Annotated in this window: 17 protein-coding genes; 15 read left to right on the top strand and 2 right to left on the bottom strand. The window is 71.4% G+C overall.

All coding sequences use genetic code 11. The features are described from left to right. Positions 1-156 precede the first annotated feature (156 nt). Positions 157-966, bottom strand: a complete 810-nt coding sequence (locus AB5J49_RS11350; protein ID WP_369168443.1) for an NAD-dependent epimerase/dehydratase family protein — start codon at positions 964-966, stop codon at positions 157-159. A 280-nt stretch (positions 967-1,246) separates the two neighbouring features. Here AB5J49_RS11350 and AB5J49_RS11345 point away from each other — a divergent pair, with 280 nt between their 5' ends. Both AB5J49_RS11345 and AB5J49_RS11340 read left to right on the top strand, forming a co-directional pair. Next, on the top strand, positions 1,247-2,200 hold the full coding sequence (locus AB5J49_RS11345) for a 5-dehydro-4-deoxyglucarate dehydratase (protein ID WP_369168442.1): 954 nt from the start codon (positions 1,247-1,249) through the stop codon (positions 2,198-2,200). Further along, the gene (locus AB5J49_RS11340) at positions 2,197-3,360 is read left to right on the top strand and encodes a hypothetical protein (protein ID WP_369168441.1); all 1,164 of its coding nucleotides are present in this window, start codon (positions 2,197-2,199) and stop codon (positions 3,358-3,360) included. The genes AB5J49_RS11345 and AB5J49_RS11340 overlap by 4 nt, the downstream gene beginning before the upstream one ends. Here the strand turns inward: AB5J49_RS11340 and AB5J49_RS11335 are convergent. Continuing rightward, on the bottom strand, positions 3,297-4,535 hold the full coding sequence (locus tag AB5J49_RS11335; protein WP_369168440.1) for an MFS transporter: 1,239 nt from the start codon (positions 4,533-4,535) through the stop codon (positions 3,297-3,299). The two genes, AB5J49_RS11340 and AB5J49_RS11335, sit on opposite strands and share 64 nt — an antisense overlap. Positions 4,536-4,793: 258 nt before the next feature. On the opposite strand from AB5J49_RS11335, the gene AB5J49_RS11330 reads away from it, so the two are divergent. The 13 genes from AB5J49_RS11330 to AB5J49_RS11270 all read left to right on the top strand — a co-directional run bounded on the left by AB5J49_RS11330 (position 4,794) and on the right by AB5J49_RS11270 (position 17,626). Beyond that, positions 4,794-4,994 carry a hypothetical protein gene (locus AB5J49_RS11330; protein ID WP_369168438.1) on the top strand — a complete coding sequence of 67 codons (201 nt, stop codon included), beginning with the start codon at positions 4,794-4,796 and terminating at the stop codon, positions 4,992-4,994. Positions 4,995-5,068: 74 nt separating this feature from the next. After that, the gene (locus tag AB5J49_RS11325; protein ID WP_369168437.1) at positions 5,069-5,494 is read left to right on the top strand and encodes a VOC family protein; all 426 of its coding nucleotides are present in this window, start codon (positions 5,069-5,071) and stop codon (positions 5,492-5,494) included. A 514-nt stretch (positions 5,495-6,008) separates the two neighbouring features. Then, complete coding sequence (locus tag AB5J49_RS11320) at positions 6,009-6,596, top strand: TIGR03086 family metal-binding protein (RefSeq protein ID WP_369168436.1); 588 nt, start codon at positions 6,009-6,011, stop codon at positions 6,594-6,596. 40 nt (positions 6,597-6,636) lie between these two features. Then, positions 6,637-7,395 carry an MBL fold metallo-hydrolase gene (locus AB5J49_RS11315; RefSeq protein ID WP_369168435.1) on the top strand — a complete coding sequence of 253 codons (759 nt, stop codon included), beginning with the start codon at positions 6,637-6,639 and terminating at the stop codon, positions 7,393-7,395. A 148-nt stretch (positions 7,396-7,543) separates the two neighbouring features. Beyond that, a complete protein-coding gene (locus tag AB5J49_RS11310) occupies positions 7,544-8,212 on the top strand; it encodes a GntR family transcriptional regulator (RefSeq protein WP_369168434.1) in 669 nt (222 codons plus the stop codon). Next, on the top strand, positions 8,209-9,117 hold the full coding sequence (locus AB5J49_RS11305; protein WP_369168433.1) for a dihydrodipicolinate synthase family protein: 909 nt from the start codon (positions 8,209-8,211) through the stop codon (positions 9,115-9,117). Before AB5J49_RS11310 ends, AB5J49_RS11305 begins: the two co-directional genes overlap by 4 nt. Beyond that, positions 9,114-10,859: an L-arabinonate dehydratase gene (araD, locus tag AB5J49_RS11300; RefSeq protein ID WP_369168432.1), complete on the top strand. Its 1,746-nt coding sequence runs from the start codon at positions 9,114-9,116 to the stop codon at positions 10,857-10,859. The genes AB5J49_RS11305 and araD overlap by 4 nt, the downstream gene beginning before the upstream one ends. 124 nt (positions 10,860-10,983) lie before the next feature. Then, the gene (locus AB5J49_RS11295) at positions 10,984-11,919 is read left to right on the top strand and encodes a carbohydrate ABC transporter permease (protein ID WP_369168431.1); all 936 of its coding nucleotides are present in this window, start codon (positions 10,984-10,986) and stop codon (positions 11,917-11,919) included. After that, complete coding sequence (locus AB5J49_RS11290; RefSeq protein WP_369168430.1) at positions 11,916-12,812, top strand: carbohydrate ABC transporter permease; 897 nt, start codon at positions 11,916-11,918, stop codon at positions 12,810-12,812. Before AB5J49_RS11295 ends, AB5J49_RS11290 begins: the two co-directional genes overlap by 4 nt. After that, positions 12,809-14,113, top strand: coding sequence for a polysaccharide lyase family 1 protein (locus tag AB5J49_RS11285; RefSeq protein ID WP_369168429.1), 1,305 nt, complete (start codon positions 12,809-12,811; stop codon positions 14,111-14,113). The genes AB5J49_RS11290 and AB5J49_RS11285 overlap by 4 nt, the downstream gene beginning before the upstream one ends. Then, positions 14,110-15,276 carry a Gfo/Idh/MocA family protein gene (locus AB5J49_RS11280; RefSeq protein WP_369168427.1) on the top strand — a complete coding sequence of 389 codons (1,167 nt, stop codon included), beginning with the start codon at positions 14,110-14,112 and terminating at the stop codon, positions 15,274-15,276. Before AB5J49_RS11285 ends, AB5J49_RS11280 begins: the two co-directional genes overlap by 4 nt. Then, positions 15,276-16,121, top strand: coding sequence for a PmoA family protein (locus AB5J49_RS11275; RefSeq protein WP_369168426.1), 846 nt, complete (start codon positions 15,276-15,278; stop codon positions 16,119-16,121). The genes AB5J49_RS11280 and AB5J49_RS11275 overlap by 1 nt, the downstream gene beginning before the upstream one ends. Then, complete coding sequence (locus tag AB5J49_RS11270) at positions 16,118-17,626, top strand: family 43 glycosylhydrolase (protein WP_369168425.1); 1,509 nt, start codon at positions 16,118-16,120, stop codon at positions 17,624-17,626. Before AB5J49_RS11275 ends, AB5J49_RS11270 begins: the two co-directional genes overlap by 4 nt. The last annotated feature ends 12 nt before the right edge of the window (positions 17,627-17,638 follow it).

Genomic DNA, 17,638 nt, shown 5'->3' with positions numbered 1-17,638 from the left:
GCGCCCGTTTGGCTCGGCGCGTGACCGTCTCGGACCTGGGCAGCCGTAGATCGCGACGTGAGATCGGGCAGCGCGGATGCCCGAATACGGAAGCGGACGGGCCCGTTCGGTGCCCGCCCGCTCCCCGGACGCTCGTTTTCCGCCGTGTCGGGCGGGTCAGTACGGCCAGATCGGCGGGTCGCTCACGAAGTGGCCGCCCAGGTAGGCGTGCGCGACGTTGTCCGCTTCGAGGTCACCCTGCTCGGCGATGAGCTTCTCGGCATACGGCTCGGAGTCGTCCTGCGGCTCGTAGCCGAGGGCCCGTGCGCTCGTGAGGTCCCACCACAGCCGCGTGTTCGCGGAGGAGCCGTGGACGACGGTGTGCCCGACGTTCTCGGCGGTCAGGGCCGCGTGGAAGAGACGGGCGCCGTCGGCCGGGCTCATCCACAGCGAGAGCATGCGGACGCTGGTCGGCTCGGGGAAGCAGGAGCCGATGCGGACGGACACCGTCTCCAGGCCGTGCTTGTCCCAGTAGAACTGCGCGAGGTCCTCGCCGAAGGACTTGGACAGGCCGTAGAAGGTGTCCGGGCGGCGCGGGGTGTCGACCGGGATGAGGGGGGCGTCGCCCTGGGGGCGGGGCGTGAAGCCGACGGCGTGGTTGGAGGAGGCGAAGACGATGCGCTCCACGCCCTCCTCGCGGGCCGCCTCGTACAGGTGGTAGGTGCCCTCGATGTTCGCCCTGAGGATCTTCTCGAACGGGGCTTCCAGGGAGATGCCCGCGAGATGGATGATCGCGTCGACGCCCCGCACGGCCTCACGCACCGCGTCCTTGTCGGCGAGGTCGGCGACGATCGCGTCCGGCTCGCCCTCGACGGGACGCAGGTCGAGCAGCCGCAGCTCGTAGCCGTACGCCGGGAGCAAATCCCGCATCAGGGTGCCGAGTCCGCCGGCGGCTCCGGTGAGCAGAACGGTGCGGGGTGCGGGCATCCTCGGGGCTCCTTGGGTCGGCGCGGCTCGCGGCGGGACTCGGTTCTCGGCCGGCTCAGCGACCGCATGCATGGACGGCATTCATATGCGTGGACAAGCTAAGGATCGTCCGGCTATCACGTCAAGTGTCGCGTGGAGTGCGTGACTCCGCCGCCGAGTTCGCGGTTTGTGCGCTTGACCGGCCTCGAACGGGCTCCATAGGGTGGGTTCGTTCAAGAATGTAGACACGGATCAGAAACATGAGCGCCCTACGAGTGAGCGCCCGTTCTAGGGAGAGCCCGTGACGCCAGCCCCCCTCGCCGCACGCCTCGGCATCCCCGGCGGGCCGCTGTTCTTCCCCGTCACCGCCTACGGGCCCGACGGCTCGGTCGACCTCGACACGTACCGCGCCCATGTGCGCCGGGGCGTCGAGGCCGGAGCCGCCGCCGTGTTCGCGGCTTGCGGCACCGGGGAGTTCCACGCGCTCACGCCCGAGGAGTTCCAGGCGTGTGTGCGGGCGGCCGTCGAGGAGGCGGCGGGGCGGGTGCCGGTTGTCGCGGGCGCCGGATACGGCACCGCCCTCGCCGTGCGGTACGCGCGGCTCGCCGAGGCGGCCGGGGCGGACGGGCTGCTCGCCATGCCGCCGTATCTCGTCGTCGCCGGGCAGGAGGGGCTGCTGCGGCACTACCGGGAGGTCGCCGCGGCGAGCGCGCTCCCTGTCATCGTCTACCAGCGCGACAACGCCGTGTTCACCCCGGACACCGTCGTCGAGCTGGCCCGCACGGACGGCGTCATCGGGCTCAAGGACGGCCTCGGCGACCTGGACCTCATGCAGCGGATCGTCAGCGCCGTACGCACCGAGATCCCCGGCGACTTCCTCTACTTCAACGGCCTGCCGACCGCCGAACAGACCCAGCTCGCCTACCGGGCCATCGGCGTCACGCTCTACTCCTCCGCCGTGTTCTGCTTCGCCCCCGAGATCGCCCTCGCCTTCTACGGGGCGCTGGAGGCGGGCGACGACACCACGGTGAACCGCCTCCTGGACGGTTTCTACCGCCCGTTCGTCGAGCTGCGCGCCCAGGGCCGTGGCTACGCCGTCGCCCTCGTCAAGGCCGGCGTACGGCTGCGCGGGCTGGACGTGGGGGAGGTGCGGCCTCCGCTGCACGAGCCGAGCGAGGATCATGTCAAGCAGCTCGCCGAGGTGATCGAGCGCGGATACGCGCTGCTGGAGAAGGAGCCGGAGGAAACCAAGTGAAGGCGTCGACATTCGTCTACCCCTGGGACGTCAACGGAGACCCGGAGGCACCCGGCAGAATCGCCTCCCTCGGCGTGCAGCAGGTGACGCTCGCCGCCGCCTACCACTCCACCCGCGCCCTCACCCCCCGCCACCCGCGCCGCCGCATCGTCACCGCCGAGCACGCCTGCGTGCTGTATCCGACGGACGACCGGTGGCAGGGCCGGGAGCTGCGCCCGTACGCGGCCGGGGACTGGGCGCCGGGCGACGCTTTCGGCGAGGCGGCCGCCGCGCTCGCGGACACCGGTCTGGAGGTGCACACCTGGGTGGTCCTGGCGCACAACTCACGCCTGGGCGCCGAGCACCCCGACACCTCGGTCGTCAACGCCTACGGCGACCGCTACCCCTGGGCCCCCTGCATCGCACAGCCCGCCACGCGCGCGTACCTCGTCGACCTGGCCGCCGAGGCCGCCGTACGGCCCGGGGCGCGCGGCACCGAGCTGGAGTCCCTCGGCTGGTACGGGCTGCAGCACCTGCACGCGCACGACAAGACCGCCGGGGTCCCGCTCGGCGACGCCGGGATGTACCTGATGGCGCTCTGTTTCTGCCCCACCTGCCGGGAGGGCTACGGCGCCCAGGGCCTGGACGCCGACGAGCTGGCCGCCGCCGTACGCGCCGCCCTCGAACCGCTGTGGCAGGGCACCGTCGCCGACGAGGGCTGGGCCGGGGTCGAGAAGCTGCTCGGCGAGTCGAACGCGGCGGCCACGCGCGCGTGGCGCGACGAAACCGCCCGCACACTCCAGGAGACGGCGGTCCGGGCGGTCCGCGCGGCCGCCCCCGACGGCTTCCAGATCCTGCTGCACGCCGACCCCGTGACGTACCACGTCGGCGCCAACCCGGGCGTCGACCCCGAGCACATCCTCTCCGTCGCGGACGGCGTCGTCGTGCCCTGCGCGGGCGGCCCCGCTCTGCTGACGCCCTTCGCCGAGCAGGGGCGCGAGGGCGCGGTCATCGCCGCCAACTTCGGTGTGGTCTCCGGGATGGGCGGCAGCCCGGGCACGCTGGCGTCGGACGCGGCACGCGCGCGTGAGCTGGGGGCCACGGAAATCCGGCTCTATCACGCGGGGTTGGCGTCGGACGGCGACTTGGTGGCGGTGCGGGAGGCGCTGGCCGCCCTCTGAAGCAGCGGCAGGGTGGCCACCAGCCACGCCACGCCCACGGCGGCCGACAGCAGCCGCACGTCGAGCAGTTCGACCAGCGCGGCCCCCGAGGCCAGCCCGATGACGTTCGGCGTGAAGACGAGTGTGCCGGCCGTGGCGGCCGTACGGCCGAGCAGGGCGTCCGGTGTCTCGCGCTGTACGGCGGTGAACGCGGCGACCAGCACGCAGGGCAGGCCCGCGCCGATCGCCGCGCTGCAGACCAGGGCCACCGGGTCGGACGGGATCGCCCGCAGGCCGGCCGCGGTGGCCGTGAGGGCGATGCCGTACGCGGCGAAACGGCGCTCGCCGAGGCGGCGCAGCGCGGGGCCGGAGAGCAGCCCGCTCGCCACCGAGCCGGCGCCCTGGACGGCGTACAGGACTCCGGCGTAGGCCGGGTCGTGCCCGAGGCCGTCGATCACGGCGTAGAACAGCGCGCCGTTGAGACCGGCGAAGAGCATGGTGGTGCCGCCGGCCAGGACGAGAGGGCGCAGCCGGGGGTGTGTCCAGAGGTAGCGGGCCCCCTCGGCGGTCTGCGCCCGCCAGCCGCTGCCCGGCGGTTCGGGTGTGCTCTCGCGGACGCGGAGGCAGGCGTACAGGCCGGTCGCGATCACGAACGTCACGGCGTCGAGCAGGGCGACGCTCGCGCCGCCGTACGCCGCGTAGACGCCCGCGCCGGCCAGCGGGGCGAGAAGCTTCATGCCCTCGGTGGCCGTCATACGCAGTCCGTTGAAGTCGCCGAGCAGCGACGCGGGGACCGCGCCGGCGACGAGGGCGGACTCGGCGGCGTCGTGCACGACGCCTGCGGCGCCGTAGACGAACAGGACCGCGAAGAGGAGCCAGAGGCGGGCGGGGGAGTCGACGGTGAAGAGGGTGAGCAGGAGGGCGGCCAGGAGGAGGTTCGCGCCGATCAGCAGCGGTTTGCGGCGGGTGCGGTCGGCGAGCGTGCCGAGGAGCGGGCCGGCCAGGGTGGGCGCCCACATGGCGAGCATGCACAGCGCGGCCAGGCCGTCGGACCCGGTCAGGTCCTTGACCCAGACGCCGGACGCCAGCCACAACGCCGAGGTGCCGAAGCCGGAGACCACGACTCCGGCGAGGTAGAGGGCGGAGTTGCGGTCGCGCAGGACATGCACGAGTGCCCAGGTGGTGGTTGTCGTCATGGCACGCCATCTTGTGTCTAAGGCGGGGGCGTGCGGATGGGGGAAGTGCCTTAGGCGGCGTGCCTTTCGCGCTGTGTGCCATAGGGCTTCCGGTGGTCTGTGATGGTGTGCGGTGGAGCGTGGTGGCGAGTGGTGGAGGTCGGGTGGGGTGGGGTGGGCGCAGGGTGAACAGTGCGCCAATTCCCTGTGTGGGAACGTGAATTGATCGTGACTCGGGGGCGGGTCGCAAGGTAATGTTCAGGCAAAGAGGTGCTCGCGGTGACCAAGGGAGCCGCGACCGGACAAAGTTCGAAGGAGGCAATGGTGTTCGATCTCCGGACCGAGGCGGAAATGAGGCTGTTCTCGGAAAAGACGGCCCGGGAACTCGCGCTGAAGAAGCAGCGGGATGAGGGTGTCGAGTCCGAAGAGTTCAGGACCACGGAGACGTCGGCCGCCATTGTCGCGGAGCCGGTCGGCTGACATCCTGCTCGGAGTAGTGTGACGGTCCGTCGGATTCCCGGCGGGCCGTTTTTGCCGTCCGGGAAGGGGAATCGATGAGGACCCTGCACTTCGGCCTTCGCGTGGCCGACCTCGAACGATCGCTCGTGTTCTACACGGCCGTCGGCTACGAGGTGATCGGGAGTGTCCCGGAGACCCCGTTCGGAAGCCTGACCATGCTGAAGCTACCCGGCGACGAGTTCGTCAGTATCGAACTCGTCCACGATCCCGCAGGGGGATACAAGGCCGACGGCGGTAACAGCGGCGTCCTCAACCATTTCGTCATCAAGGTGGAGTCGATGACGGCCACTCTCGGCGAACTCGCCGCGCGGGGCGTCGACGCCGAGGCTCCCGTATCGCCGGACGGTTCGGACGACTTCCTGACCGCATGGCTCACCGATCCGGACGGCAACCGGATCGAGCTGGTCCAGTGGCCGACGGGACATCCCGACGGCATCACGGGCGAGGACTGGACGGACTGATCCGGAAACCGCACCGGTGGCGCTTCAACGCGGTCATGGCCGCCGGAACTGCATGGGCGGGGCGTAGGGGGACGGGAGCGCCGGGTGCGGGGCGTGTAAAGCTGGGGCGTAGTACCGGCGCGCCGTGCCCCGTGGGCGCGCCGGCCCGGGATGAGCCGTCGGCCGCAGCCGGCCAGGGCGGTGGGGGCCGGGCCTGTTTACCCGTGGGCGACCACTCGGCCTGCCCAGGTGGCATGCCGCGTCCGGCGTTGGCCGCTTGATCTGTTTCAGGTGGTCCCCGTGCGTCCGGCGTTGGCTGCTTGGCCTGCTCCGGGTGGCCGCCCTCCTCCCGTGTCGGCCCTTCGGCCTGCCCTAGGCGGTCCTGCCCCCCGCATCGAGGCCCTTCGCCTCAGCCAGTCCAGGCGCCCCCTACGCCCAGGGCCCGCCCCGTCGATGAATCTCGCGGGCGCCGCCGATTAGTTTCGTCACCCCCGTCGGTCTACCTCTCAGAAACCCATCTGTGAGGAGCCGGCCCATGACCGACACGACCCTCGACCTCGGACCGCAGGCCCGCATCGTGGCCCGTCTCGCGGACGGTGTCACCGACGAGCAGCTCTCGGCGCGGACGCCCTGCCCGGACATGGCGGTGCATAACCTGCTGGGCCACTTGATCGGCTTGGCCGTCGCCTTCCGCGACGCGGGACGTAAGGACCTGGGCGTCACGACCGACACCAGCCCCGAGGCCGCCGTACCGGACATCGGGCCGGGCTGGCGCGAGGAGCTGCCCAAGGTGCTCGACGAACTGGCCGAGGCGTGGCGCGCTCCGGACGCGTGGGCCGGCATGACCCGTGCGGGCGGCGTGGACCTGCCCGCTGCCGTGGCGGCGGCGGTGGCCGCGGACGAGCTGGTGATCCACGGCTGGGACCTGGCCGTGGCGACGGGCCTGCCGTACGCACCGGACCCGGCCGCCCTCCAGGCGTCGTACGACTTCCTCCGCGCCGCCGCCGACGACTCCGACCGGGGCGGCGGCATCTTCGGCCCGGTCGTCCCGGTGCCGGGCGAGGCGTCGCTGCTGGACCGTGCCGTGGGACTGAGCGGGCGGGACCCCGGCTGGGCGCCGTAACCCCGGGCACCACCAGGCGGCGGGGACATACGCTCCCCGCATGTCTCTCAGCCTCACGCTCACCGTCCTCGGCACCGCGTCCCCGCACCCCGGCCCCGGCCGCCCCTGCTCCGGCTATCTGGTGCGAGGCGGAGGGGCCGAGGTGTGGGTGGACGCCGGGACCGGGACCTTCGCGGAGTTGCAGCGGCATACGAACCCGGCACGGCTCAGCGCTGTCTGGATCTCCCACCTCCACGCCGACCACAACGCCGATCTCCTCGCCGCCTTCTATGGCCTGGCCTACGGCGGGCTCACTCCGGACGTGCCCATTGCGGTCTACGCGCCGGGCGACTGTGGGCAGCGCCTCGCCGCCTTCTTCGGGCGGCCGGACGCCGGGTTCCTGAGCGGCGTCTTCGACTTCCGGCCCCTGCATGACGGCCACACCGCCCAGCACGGCGACCTGCTCCTCACCTCGCGTGCCGTCGTGCACGACGTCGAGGCGTACGGGCTGCGGGTGGAGAGCGGCGGGCGGGTTCTCGCGTACTCCGGGGACAGCGGTCCCTGCCCCGCGCTCACCGAACTCGCCCTGGACGCCGACCTGTTCCTGTGCGAGGCCGACATCGACGAGCATCGCGAGGGCGAACAGGTGCACCTGACGCCCGAGGACGCCGGAAGTGCCGCCCGCCGGGCGGGCGTACGGGAGCTCGTCGTCACGCACGTCGGGCCCACGCTCACCCCGGAAGCGGCGACCGTACGCGCTGCCGAGGCCTTCGGCGGGCCCACCGTCGCCGCGCGCGAGGGGCACGTGCTGCGCGTCTGAGGCAACCTCAACTTCCTTTGTAAGAAGCATTGACGAAACATGCGCCCCCTCTTACCTTCATCGCGTCGTACTTCGTACGTCATATATGAGACGCGATACGTGAGATCCCATACGCGAGAGCCATCCCGCGAAGATCCGAGAGGCGCGCATGACCTCTGTGCCCACGCCGATCCCCTCCCGCACGCAGTACGTGCTGGAGGAGATCAAACGCCGCATCCTCACCGGGCAGTTGACGCCAGGTCAGGCCCTGGTCGAGACCGAGCTCGCCGCGCAGTTCGGGGTGTCGAAGACCCCGGTGCGCGAGGCGCTCAAGACGTTGGCCGGGACCGGGCTGGTCGTGATGAGCCAGTACAAGGGCGTCACGGTGCGCATGGTGGACGCGGACATGGCGCGCGAGGTCTACGACGTGCGGCTGCTGCTGGAGCCCGAGGCCCTGAAGCGGGCGGTCCGGCGCGGTGCCTCCCTCGACGCCGCCCGTGACGCGCTGACCCGCGCCGACGCCGCCGGCGACACCGCCGAACGCTCCCTCGCCAACCGGGAGTTCCACCGCGCCCTCTACCTGCCCTGCGGCAACCCGCTGCTCGGCCGGATGCTCGACGAGGTCCGCGACCAGGCCGCCCTCGTCTCCGCCGTCGCCTGGGCCGCCTCGCCCTCCTGGGACCGGGAGGCCGGTGAGCACCGGGAGATCCTGCGGCTCGCGCTCGAAGGGGACGCGGACGGCGCCGCGCGCGCCCTGCACGCCCACATCGCGTCGTTCGTCGAGCGGGCCTTCCCCGGCGCGGGGGCCGAGGCCCAGGGAGAGGACGGTCCGGCATGACCACGACGTTCGAGACCCAACGGACGGCCCTGGCCGACGTGGTGGCGATCCCGGTGACCCCGTTCGCCGAGGACGGCCGCGTCGACCAGGACGCCCACCGGGCGCTGCTGCGTCGTCTCCTCGACGGGGGCATCACCACCCTCACCCCCAACGGCAACACCGGGGAGTTCTACGCCCTCAGCCCCGAGGAGCGCCGGCTCGTCACCGAGCTGACCGTCGACGAGGCCGGTGACCGCGCCGTCGTCCTCGTCGGCGTCGGCCACGACGTGCCCACCGCCATCGCCTCCGCCCGGCACGCCCGCGAGCTCGGCGCCCAGATGGTGATGGTCCACCAGCCCGTCCACCCGTACGTCTCCCAGAACGGCTGGGTCGACTACCACCGGGCCATCGCCGAGGCCGTGCCCGAGCTCGGCGTCGTGCCGTACATCCGCAACGCCCAGCTCAGCGGCGAGCGCCTCGCCGAACTCGCCGACCACTGCCCGAACGTCATCGGCGTGAAGTACGCCGTCCCGGACGCCGCCAGGTTCGCCGCCTTCGCGCGGGACGCGGGGCTCGACCGCTTCGTGTGGGTCGCGGGTCTCGCCGAGCCGTACGCGCCCTCGTACTTCTCCGCGGGCGCCACCGGCTTCACCTCCGGACTCGTGAACGTCGCCCCGTCCGTTTCGCTGAACATGATCGAAGCGCTTCGATCCGGTGACTACCCGGGCGCGATGAAGGTCTGGGAGCAGATCCGCCGCTTCGAGGAGCTGCGCGCCGCGAACGGCTCCGCCAACAACGTCACGGTCGTCAAGGAGGCCCTCGCCTCCCTCGGCCTGTGCCGCCGCGACGTCCGCCCGCCGAGCCGGCACCTGCCCGAGGACGAGCGCGCCGAGGTCGCCGCCATAGCCGCCGGGTGGTCGATATGACCAGCGAGAAGAGCACCCGCCGAAAGCGCCCCGAGGAACTCAGAAGCCATCAGTGGTACGGCGCCGAGGGCCAGCTGCGCACCTGGTCGCACAACGCCCGCATGCGCCAGCTCGGCTACGAGGCGGAGGAGTACCGGGGCCGCCCGGTGATCGCCGTACTCAACACCTGGTCCGACATCAACCCCTGCCACGTCCATCTGCGTGAGCGTGCCGAGGCGGTCAAGCGGGGGGTGTGGCAGGCCGGGGGTTTCCCGCTCGAGTTCCCGGTCGCCACGCTCTCCGAGACGTACCAGAAGCCGACCCCGATGCTCTACCGCAACCTGCTCGCGATGGAGACGGAGGAGCTGCTGCGGTCGTACCCGATCGACGCGGCGGTGCTGCTCGGCGGCTGCGACAAGTCGACGCCGGCGCTGCTCATGGGCGCGGCCTCGGCCGATGTCACGTCGATCTTCGTGCCCGCCGGGCCGATGCTGCCGGGGCACTGGCGCGGTGAGACCCTCGGGTCCGGCACCGACATGTGGAAGTACTGGGACGAGCATCGCGCGGGCAACCTGACGGACTGTGAACTGCGGGAGCTCCAGGGCGGGTTGGCGCGTTCACCCGGGCACTGCATGACCATGGGCACCGCCTCCACGATGACCGCGGCGGCGGAAGCCCTCGGCATGACCCTGCCCGGTGCCTCCTCGATCCCGGCCGTCGACTCCGGGCACGAGCGCATGGCCGCCGCCTCCGGTCGCCGCGCCGTGGAGCTCGCCTGGACCGGGCTGAGGCCGTCCGAGATCCTCACCCGCGAGGCCTTCGAGGACGCCGTCACCACGGTGCTCGGCCTGGGCGGCTCCACCAACGCGGTCATCCACCTGATCGCGATGGCCGGCCGGGCGGACGTCAAGCTCACCCTCGACGACTTCGACCGCATCGCGCGTACCGTGCCGTTTCTCGCGAACGTCCGTCCGGGCGGTCAGACGTACCTCATGGAGGACTTCTACTTCGCCGGCGGTCTGCCCGCCTTCCTCTCGCGGATCACCGACCTGCTGCACCTGGACCGGCCGACCGTCAACGGCACCCTGGGGGAGCAGATCGAGGGCGCCGTCGTCCACAACGACGACGTGATCCGCACCCGCGACAACCCGGTCGCCGGCGAAGGCGGGGTCGCCGTGCTGCGCGGCAACCTCTGCCCGGACGGCGCCGTCATCAAGCACATCGCCGCCGAACAGCACCTGCTCAAGCACACCGGCCCCGCGGTCGTCTTCGACGACTACAAGACGATGCAGCGGACCATCAACGACCCGTCGCTCGGCATCACCGCCGACAGCGTGATCGTGCTCCGCAACGCGGGCCCCAAGGGTGGTCCGGGCATGCCCGAGTACGGCATGCTGCCGATCCCCGACCACCTGCTGAAGCAGGGTGTACGGGACATGGTGCGGATCTCCGACGCCCGGATGAGCGGCACGAGTTACGGCGCGTGCGTGCTGCACGTGGCGCCGGAGTCGTACATCGGCGGACCGCTGGCCCTGGTGCGGACCGGGGACCCGATCACCCTGGACGTCGAGTCGCGCACGCTCCATCTGCACGTGGACGACGAGGAGTTGGAGCGCCGCAGGGCGAAGTGGACGCCGCCGCCCGCACGGTACGAGCGCGGCTACGGCGCGCTCTACAACGAGCAGATCACGCAGGCCGACACCGGCTGCGACTTCGAGTTCCTCGCCCGGCCGGGCAAGGTCGCGGATCCCTACGCGGGCTGACCGGCAGTACGACCTCGCACACCTCTGCCCAGGGAGAAAGCGCTTCCCGAACAACGTACGCATGTACGACGCACGCACGACGCAAGCTCGACGCACGCACGACGTACCAGAACGGAGAACAGTCATGGCCCAAGCCGCAGCCGTGGCGAAACCGCCCGCGCCACCCCGGCGACGCCGTGCCTCCGCCACGCCGCGCAGGCTCCCGTATCTGCTGATCGCCCCGGCGGCCCTGCTCATGCTGGGATTCATCGCCTACCCGGTCATCAGCGTCTTCTACTACAGCCTGCAGGAGTACAACCCCACCAAGCCGTGGCGGAACGGCTTCGCGGGCTTCGACAACTTCGTCCACGCCTTCACCGACGACCCGCTGTTCTGGGACACGCTCGTCTTCAGCGCCAAGTGGGTCGTCGTGGAGGTCGGGCTGCAACTGCTGTTCGGGCTCGCGCTCGCGCTGATCGTCAACCAGACCTTCGTGGGACGGGCGCTCGGCCGTGCGCTCGTGTTCTCCCCCTGGGCCGTCTCCGGCGTGCTGACCTCGGCGATCTGGGTGCTGCTCTACAACTCCCAGACGGGCATCACCCGTTACCTCGCGGACGTGGGCATCGGCTCCTACGGCACCAGCTGGCTGTCGGACACCTCCACCGTGTTCCCGGCGGCGATCGTCGCCGACCTGTGGCGCGGCGTGCCCTTCTTCGCGATCCTCATCCTCGCCGACCTCCAGTCCGTCTCGAAGGACCTGTACGAGGCCGCCGAGGTCGACGGGGCCAGCCGCATCAAGCAGTTCTGGCACATCACACTGCCCCATCTGAAGGACGCCATCGTCCTGTCCACGCTGCTGCGCGCGGTGTGGGAGTTCAACAACGTCGACCTGCTCTACACGCTGACCGGCGGCGGCCCGGCGGGAGAGACGACGACCCTCCCGCTGTACATCGCCAACACATCCGTGGACGCCCACAACTTCGGTTACGCGTCCGCCCTGACCACGGTCGCGTTCGTGATCCTGCTCTTCTGCTCGATGGTCTATCTGCGGCTGAGCAAGTTCGGAGGTGAGGACAAGTGATCACCAAGGAGGCCACGAAGGTGGCGCCCGCTCCCGCGCGTCCGGTCGCGGACCCCCCGCGGCCGCTCAAGGCCGGCCGCAACTGGGACGAGGTCCCGCGCTGGCAGATCTATCTGCCGCTGTCGATCTACCTCGTCTTCACCCTGATCCCGTTCTACTGGATCCTGCTCTTCGCCGTCCGTCCGTCCGGCTCGACGTCGCTGCTGCCCTGGCCGATCACCTTCGACCACTTCGAGAAGGTGTGGACCGAGCGGGCCTTCGGCACCTACTTCCAGAACAGCGTGCTCGTCGGCGTCGCCACCCTGCTGATGACGACCCTGGTCGCGCTGGCCGGCGGCTACGCCCTCGCCCGGTTCAACTTCAAGGTCAAGCGGGCCTTCATGCTCGCCCTGCTGTGCTCCCAGTTCGTGCCGGGCGCGCTGCTCCTGGTGCCGCTGTTCGAGATCTTCGCCGAGCTGCAGATGATCAACTCGCTGGGCAGTGTCATCCTCGCCGAGACGGTCTTCCAGCTACCGCTGTCGATGATCCTGATCAGCAACTTCATCAAGAACGTGCCGTACTCCCTGGAGGAGGCGGCCTGGGTCGACGGCTGCAACCGGATGACGGCCTTCAGGATCGTCGTCCTGCCGCTGCTGCGGCCCGGTCTGATCGCCGTCGGCTCCTTCGCCTTCGTGCACTCCTGGAACCACTTCCTGTTCGCCCTGATGTTCCTCAACAACCCGGACAAGCAGACCATCCCGGTCGGCCTCAACACCCTGATGGGCGCGGACAGTGTCGACCTGGGTGCACTGGCCGCCGGCGGCATCATCGCGGCCGTGCCCGTCGTGATCGTGTTCGCCTTCATCCAGAAGTGGCTGATCACGGGCTTCAGCGCGGGGGCGGTGAAGGGATGAGGACCCGACACGGAGTTCGACTGGCCGTCCTCGCCGGGATGCTGGGCCTCGCGCTCAGCACCCCGGCCGGGGCCGAGGCACGCGACATCAGCCGCGACACCCTCGACGCGAACGACGGCTGGGCGGCGGCCGACGGTGGTACCACGGGGGGTTTCACCGCCGACGACGCCCATGTCTTCACCGTACGGAACCGCAGCGAGCTCGTCCGGGCGCTCGACGGGGGCAGCGCGACGCCGAAGATCATCCAGATCGCCGGCACCATCGACGCCAACACCGACGACGACGGCGACCACCTGGACTGCGCCGACTACGCCACCGACGGCTACAGCACCAAGAAGTACCTGGCCGCCTACGACCCCCGCACCTGGGGCTCCGCCAAGCCCAGTGGCCCGCAGGAGGAGGCCCGCCAGGCCTCGGCGGCGAGGCAGGCCGAGCGGATCGAGCTGGCCGTCGGCTCCCACACCACCATCGTCGGACTCGGCGACAGCGCGGTCCTCAAGGGCGCGAGCCTCCAGCTCAAAGGCGCCGAAAACGTCATCGTCCGCAACCTCGAACTCCGCGACGCCTACGACTGCTTCCCCGTCTGGCAGCCCAACACCGGCGGCCTCGGCGACTGGAAGGCGGCGTACGACAACATCTGGGTGCGCGGTGCCACCCACGTCTGGATCGACCATGTGACCGTCGGCGACAAGGGCCACCTGGACGAGAAGGAACCCACCTACTTCGGCCGCAACTACCTGCGCCACGACGGCCTGCTGGACATCACCAACGCCGCCGACCTGGTCACCGTCTCCTGGAGCCGGTTCGCCGACCACGACAAGGCGATCCTCATCGGCAACGGCGACACGGCCACCGGGGACCGGGGCAAGCTGCGGGTCACCCTGCACCACAACGAGTTCGAGTCCGTCGTCCAGCGCGCGCCCCGCGTCCGCTTCGGGCAGGTGCACCTCTACAACAACCGGTACGTCGTCCCGGCCGCCGCCCCCGACTACCGCTACTCCATCGGCGTGTCGACCGAGTCCGCCGTCTACGCCGAGAACAACGCCTTCACCACCCCCGGCCACGTCGAGGTCGCCGACCTGGTCAAGAGCTGGAACGGCACCGCCCTCCGCCAGTCCGGCACCCTGTTCAACGGCTATCCGGTGGACCTGCTAGCCATCCACAACGCCTACAACTCCGGCAGCGAGCGTGACCTCACGGCCGACGTCGGCTGGACACCTACCCTGCACACAAAGATCGACAGCGCCGCCACGGCCGACCGTGAGGTGGCACGCGGCGCGGGCGCAGGGAGGATCCCATGAGCACTGCCGTACCCATCGTCCTGGCGGGCGCGCGTGGCCACGGCCGCTGGCACCTCGACAACATCCGCCGGCTCCAGGACAAGGGGACCGTCCGGCTGGCGGGGATCTGCGAGCTGACGCCGCTGAGCGCGGACGAACTCCCGGCCGGCCTCGGGACGCCCGAACAGTCCGCCGACTTCGGTGCCCTCCTCGACTCCACCGGCGCGAGCGTCGCGGTGATCTGCACGCCGATCCCGACCCACACCGACCTGGCCCTGACGGCCGCGCGCAGGGGCGTACACATCCTGCTGGAGAAGCCGCCCGCCCCGTCGTACGCCGAGTTCCGGCGTATGGCCGACGGGGTCGCCGAGGCCGGGGTCGTCTGCCAGATCGGCTTCCAGTCGCTGGGCTCGCAGGCGGTGCCCGCGGTCCGGACGCTGATGGCCGAGGGCGCCATCGGCGAGATCGTCGGGATCGGCGGTGCCGGCGCCTGGGCGCGGGCCGAGGCGTACTACCGGCGGGCGCCCTGGGCGGGCAAGCGGCGGCTGAACGGCGTCGACGTGATCGACGGCGTGCTGACCAACCCGCTCGCGCACGCCGTCGCCACCGCCCTCGCGCTGGGTGGCACGGTGCGGGCCGAGGACGTCACCGCCATCGAGACCGAGCTGCTGCGCGCCAACGACATCGAGTCCGACGACACCTCCTGCGTCCGGGTCACCACCGCGCACGGCCCCCAGGTCGTCGTCGCCGCGACCCTGTGCGCCGAGGACCCCGACGATCCGTACGTCGTCGTCCACGGCGAACACGGCCGGATCACCTTCTGGTACAAGCAGGACCGCGTCCTGCTCCAGCGCGCGAACCACGGCCCCGAGGAGTACGAGTACGGCCGCACCGACCTGCTGGAGAACCTCGTCGGGCACCTCACCGACGGCACCGACCTGCTGGTCACCCCCGAGGCGACCGGCGCCTTCATGAAGGTCGTCGAGGCGATTCGGCTGGCCCCCGACCCGGCCCCGCTGCCGCACGAGGCCTGGCAGTTGCTACCCGGCGAACCCGGCGAGCAGCGCCGGGTCGTGCCCGGCATCGACGGCCTGGTCGCGGCCGCCGCCGACACCCTCGCCCTCTACTCCGAGCTGGGCGCCCCCTGGGCCCTTCCGGCACGAACGAAAGCGGTGAGCACCTGATGACCCCCCACGACACCGCGGTGCTGCGCGTCGCGAGCCGACCGGTCGGCCGGTACGTCACCCGGCCCGAACTGCCGCTCCGGCTCTCCCCGCGCCCGTATCTGCACCCCGTCACCACCCTGGCCGGCACGGCGGTCACCGAACTCAGCCCCGCCGACCACATACACCACCTCGGCGTCGGTGTCGCCGTTCCCGACGTCGAGGGGCACAACTTCTGGGGCGGCCGCACCTACGTCCGCGACCAGGGCCCGACCGAGCTCGACAACCACGGCGCCCAGCGCCACACCGCCTTCCAGCTGCGCGACCCCGACGGCTTCGTCGAGGAACTGCGGTGGGTGGCGGCGGGGGCCGAGCTGCTGCGCGAGCGCCGTACGGTCGCGACCACCAAACTCTCCGACGCCGCCTGGGCGTTGGACTTCACCTTCTCGCTCACCAACGTCACCTCCGGCCCGCTGTCGATCGGCAGCCCCGCCACCAACGGCCGCCCCGGCGCGGCGTACGGCGGCTTCTTCTGGCGGGCCCGCAAGGAGGCGTCGGCGCCGAAGGTGTTCACCGCCGACCGCGAGGGCGAGCAGGAGATCCACGGCACCCGCGCCCCCTGGGTGGCTCTCGCGGGCTCCACCTGGACCCTGGTCTTCGCCGGGGCCACCGAACAGACCCGCCGGGATCCGTGGTTCGTGCGCGCCGGGGAGTATCCCGGCGTCGGTTCCTCCCTCGCCGCCGAGGAACGGCTGCCGATCCCGCCCGGCGAGACCGCCGTCCGCCGGATCGTCACCGTCGTCGCCGACGGCCGTATCAGCCGGCTCGAAGCGGCGGCCCTGGTCCGCAAGGCGGTGAGCCCGTGACGACCGACGTGTATCGCAACCCCGTCCTGAACGCCGACTGGTCCGACCCGGACGTCGTCCGTGTCGGCGACGACTTCTACCTCACCGCCTCCAGCTTCGGCCGCGCCCCGGGCCTGCCCCTCCTGCACTCCCGCGACCTGGTCAACTGGACCCTGGTCGGCCACGCCGTCGACCACCTCGAACCGGCGCAGGAGTTCGCGGCCCCCCGGCACGACTGCGGAGTCTGGGCCCCCGCCCTCCGCCACCACGACGACCGCTTCTGGATCTTCTGGGGCGACCCCGACCAGGGCGTCTTCCAGGTCAACGCCCCCGAGATCCGCGGCCCTTGGACCCGCCCGCACCTGGTCAAGGAGGGCAAGGGCCTGATCGACCCCTGCCCCCTGTGGGACGACGAGACCGGCGAGGCCTACCTCGTGCACGCCTGGGCCAAGTCCCGCTCCGGCGTCAAGAACCGCCTCACCGGCCACCGGATGCACCCCGACGGCACCGAGCTCCTCGACGAGGGCAAGCTGATCGTCGACGGCGACCGGATCCCCGGCTGGTTCACCCTCGAAGGACCCAAGCTCTACCGGCACGACGGCTGGTTCTGGATCCTCGCCCCCGCCGGGGGAGTGGAGACCGGCTGGCAGGGCGCCTTCCGCTCACGCGAGTTCTTCGGGCCGTACGAGGAGAAGATCGTCCTCGAACAGAAGGACACCGACGTCAACGGGCCGCACCAGGGCGGCTGGGTGCGCACCCCGTCCGGTGAGGACTGGTTCCTGCACTTTCAGCAGCGGGGCGCGTACGGCAGGGTCGTCCACCTCCAGCCGATGCGCTGGGGCCCCGACGGCTGGCCGGTGCTCGGCGACGACGGCGCCCCCGTCGCCGTACACCGCAGGCCCGGCCTGCCGCCGCAGCCGCCCGCCGCGCCCGCCACCGACGACGACTTCCCCGGCGGACGCTTCGGCCGCCAGTGGTCCTGGACCGCCACCCCGCAGGACGGCTGGGCCACCCAGCACTCCGGCGACGGCCTGAAGCTGGCCTGCGTCCGCTCGGCCGACGCCCACGACCTGCGCAAACTGCCGAACGTCCTCACACAGCGGCTGCCCGGCACGCCGTGCGCGGTCGAGGTCGAACTGCGGCTGGACAGTGAGGAGCCGGGGGCGCGGGCGGGGCTCACCGTGCTCGGGGACGCGTTCGGCTGGATCGGGCTCCAGCGCGGCACGGACAAAGAGGTGCACGTGGTGCACCGGTTCGCCGAGGCCGTCGCGGAGAAGGAGCGGGACGCCGAACACGCGCGGCTCGCGCCTCAGGGGCGGGTGCGGCTGCGGATCGAGATCGGGGCGGGGGCGCGCTGCCGCTTCCAGTACGACATCGGGGAGGGCCTGCGCCCGTCCGGCCCGGTCTTCGCCGCCACCCCCTGGCGCTGGGTCGGCGCCCTGCTCGGCCTGTTCGCCCTCGCGCCCACCGGCCCGGGACACGCCGGCGCGGCGAGCTTCACGCAGTTCCGGATCACCCCCTTGTAACCCACCACCCGT

It is taken from the genome of Streptomyces sp. R28 (assembly GCF_041052385.1).
Lineage (GTDB): Bacteria > Actinomycetota > Actinomycetes > Streptomycetales > Streptomycetaceae > Streptomyces.
The sequence above is the reverse complement of the archived record's forward strand: the minus strand, read 5'-3'. Positions and strand labels throughout refer to the sequence as shown.

What these genes read in the sequence shown, in the direction of transcription:
- AB5J49_RS11310 (WP_369168434.1), top strand. Translation starts at nt 7,544, where the DNA reads ATGACCTCTGTGCCCACGCCGATCCCCTCCCGCACGCAGTACGTGCTG.
- AB5J49_RS11295 (WP_369168431.1), top strand. Translation starts at nt 10,984, where the DNA reads ATGGCCCAAGCCGCAGCCGTGGCGAAACCGCCCGCGCCACCCCGGCGA.
- AB5J49_RS11350 (WP_369168443.1), bottom strand. Translation starts at nt 966, where the DNA reads ATGCCCGCACCCCGCACCGTTCTGCTCACCGGAGCCGCCGGCGGACTC.
- AB5J49_RS11320 (WP_369168436.1), top strand. Translation starts at nt 6,009, where the DNA reads ATGACCGACACGACCCTCGACCTCGGACCGCAGGCCCGCATCGTGGCC.
- AB5J49_RS11325 (WP_369168437.1), top strand. Translation starts at nt 5,069, where the DNA reads ATGAGGACCCTGCACTTCGGCCTTCGCGTGGCCGACCTCGAACGATCG.
- AB5J49_RS11335 (WP_369168440.1), bottom strand. Translation starts at nt 4,535, where the DNA reads ATGACGACAACCACCACCTGGGCACTCGTGCATGTCCTGCGCGACCGC.
- AB5J49_RS11315 (WP_369168435.1), top strand. Translation starts at nt 6,637, where the DNA reads ATGTCTCTCAGCCTCACGCTCACCGTCCTCGGCACCGCGTCCCCGCAC.
- AB5J49_RS11305 (WP_369168433.1), top strand. Translation starts at nt 8,209, where the DNA reads ATGACCACGACGTTCGAGACCCAACGGACGGCCCTGGCCGACGTGGTG.
- AB5J49_RS11280 (WP_369168427.1), top strand. Translation starts at nt 14,110, where the DNA reads ATGAGCACTGCCGTACCCATCGTCCTGGCGGGCGCGCGTGGCCACGGC.
- AB5J49_RS11285 (WP_369168429.1), top strand. Translation starts at nt 12,809, where the DNA reads ATGAGGACCCGACACGGAGTTCGACTGGCCGTCCTCGCCGGGATGCTG.
- AB5J49_RS11275 (WP_369168426.1), top strand. Translation starts at nt 15,276, where the DNA reads ATGACCCCCCACGACACCGCGGTGCTGCGCGTCGCGAGCCGACCGGTC.
- araD (WP_369168432.1), top strand. Translation starts at nt 9,114, where the DNA reads ATGACCAGCGAGAAGAGCACCCGCCGAAAGCGCCCCGAGGAACTCAGA.